General features: G+C 63.3%; 2 protein-coding genes. Both read right to left on the bottom strand.

All coding sequences use genetic code 11. The features are described from left to right. Positions 1 to 1,094 precede the first annotated feature (1,094 nt). Positions 1,095 to 1,781, bottom strand: a complete 687-nt coding sequence (bioD, locus tag AB4Y76_RS21255; RefSeq protein ID WP_441928977.1) for a dethiobiotin synthase — start codon at positions 1,779 to 1,781, stop codon at positions 1,095 to 1,097. Beyond that, the coding region (locus tag AB4Y76_RS21250; protein WP_441928979.1) for an NAD(P)(+) transhydrogenase (Re/Si-specific) subunit beta at positions 1,778 to 1,939 on the bottom strand (162 nt) is incomplete at its 5' end. The genes bioD and AB4Y76_RS21250, both read right to left, overlap by 4 nt.

The raw sequence follows: 1,939 nt of genomic DNA, 5'->3' as shown, positions 1-1,939 counted from the left end.
ATCGTGACCTGGATCGAAAGGACCTACCACCGACGCCGCAGACAAGACGCCCTGGGCCGATTGACCCCCATTGAGTTCGAGACCATCATGACGCCACCAGCTGCTCAGGCAGCCTGACCGAACCTGTCACCTGATCGTGCAGCAGACCCCAAGGCCCGACCCCGGCACTCGGGGCAGTCACCAGCACCGTCGCGACGCATGCACGCGCGGAGCGTCTCAGCAACCTCCGCTGTGGTGTGGCGACACGGGAAGGCCGGCCTGTTCACCCACTGCCTCTGGAGACGGTCCGGCAATGTGCGACGGGGCAATGACGCGCTGGGCGTCGCTGATCGGTGTCGATGACAATTGACCGTCCAACCATGTTTGCCACTCACCCGGCAGGTCCGGTCGAGTAGCCCTCTACGCCGCGACTGGTGCGAAACTGATCTGCGGCTGCCAATACTGCTGACAGGGCCGCCCAGTCTCAGAGGTCATTCGGTCGGATGCGGCTGGACAGGGCAACGACCACCTCTTGCCAAGCAGCCACGAGAAGGTCAACTACTGCCTTCGGCTCAATGAGCCGGGTAGTGCAAGGGTCGTCTGCGATCTCATGCATTTCCGTATCTCCTGGTCTCGGTAAATCACTCGGGTTGCTCGCCCAAGCAGGAGTCGCGGGCCACTCGACGTTTGACGGACGGGCGCGAGCTTTGGTTAGGCAGCGGCGTCGTACTCGATCGGAAGACCCCGGCAACAATGAGGGCCGGCACTTCAGCCGGTCGGTGGCCCGATTCACAGGTCCACGAATCGGTGGTCGATCCTGGGAAGATCACTGACGACGTTGATGTCTGAGTTCGAAGGCCTATCCGCGGTCACCACACGAATGCAGTCCGGATATCTATTTGCGCGTCCGATGGTTTTGAACGGCGCCCAGTGCTTGTGCCAGCTCAGGGTCGCCAAGCCACATGCAGTCGTGAGCGTCCCGACTTCCTTTGCGTGGATCCAGAACAACTCGACCTCGGCGGGATCAGCAGACCGGGGCTCCGCGGCCAGGGTGAATCGAGAGACGGCGAACCATGACCTCTCGCGCGACCTCGCGCTGCTTGAGGAAGCGGCACTCATGTGACGGTCCCTTCGACGAACCAGTTGGAAGCTTCGCGCCGGAAGTCATCGGACGAAAGCCTGCTGGCTCCTTCGGGAATGAGGCCTAGGAGCGGAACGCCGGTCAGCCGGGGTAGCTCGCAAAGATTCGATTGCTGGGCGAGGTCGAGCGTTGGTGGTAGCGATCCGATGACAAGGCCCCGAACCCGGTGACCGCGATCCCTAATGGCGTCAACGGTCAGGATCGTGTGGTTGAGCGTTCCCAGCCCGGAACGAGTGACCACAACGAACTCACACTCGAATCCAGACCCGAGGACCTCATCAGCCAGGTCGAGCAGATCGAAGGCGTCACCCAGCGCCACTCGGAGCCCGCCCGCGCCTTCCACGAAGAGGTCGTCGAATGCTCTCGCGCAGCGGACGATGTCGCGTACGTGCACTGCCAGTTCCGGCAGACTCACGCCCTCCCACCGCGCGGCGACCCTCGGCGCAAGTGCCTCGCGAAGTTCGGCGCCGACCCGCGAAGGAACCGGCCCGATCAGCCGCTGAATCTCGGCGATGTCCCCCGGCTCCGAGATCAGGCCCGTCTGCACCGGCTTCATGACGAACACCGCCCGGCCGATCTTCTCCGAACCGGCCGCCAAGGCGGCCGTGGTTACCGTCTTCCCGACGTCGGTGTCTGTCCCGGTGACAATGGTGATCTTCATAGCGCTAGAACGATGTCCTCGACGCGGTCCTTGGCGTCGCCGAACAGCATGTGCGAGTTCTCCTTGAAGAACAGCGGGTTCTGCACGCCGGCGTAGCCGGGGGCCATCGAGCGCTTGAAGACGATGACGTCACGTGCGTTCCAGACCTCCAGGACGGG

It is taken from the genome of Marmoricola sp. RAF53, assembly GCF_052114005.1.
In the GTDB taxonomy this organism is placed as follows: domain Bacteria; phylum Actinomycetota; class Actinomycetes; order Propionibacteriales; family Nocardioidaceae; genus Marmoricola.
This window is presented reverse-complemented; position numbering and strand designations above follow the sequence as displayed.

Bases quoted from the DNA above. Each gene is read 5' to 3' on its own strand.
- bioD (WP_441928977.1), bottom strand. From the start codon at position 1,781: ATGAAGATCACCATTGTCACCGGGACAGACACCGACGTCGGGAAGACG.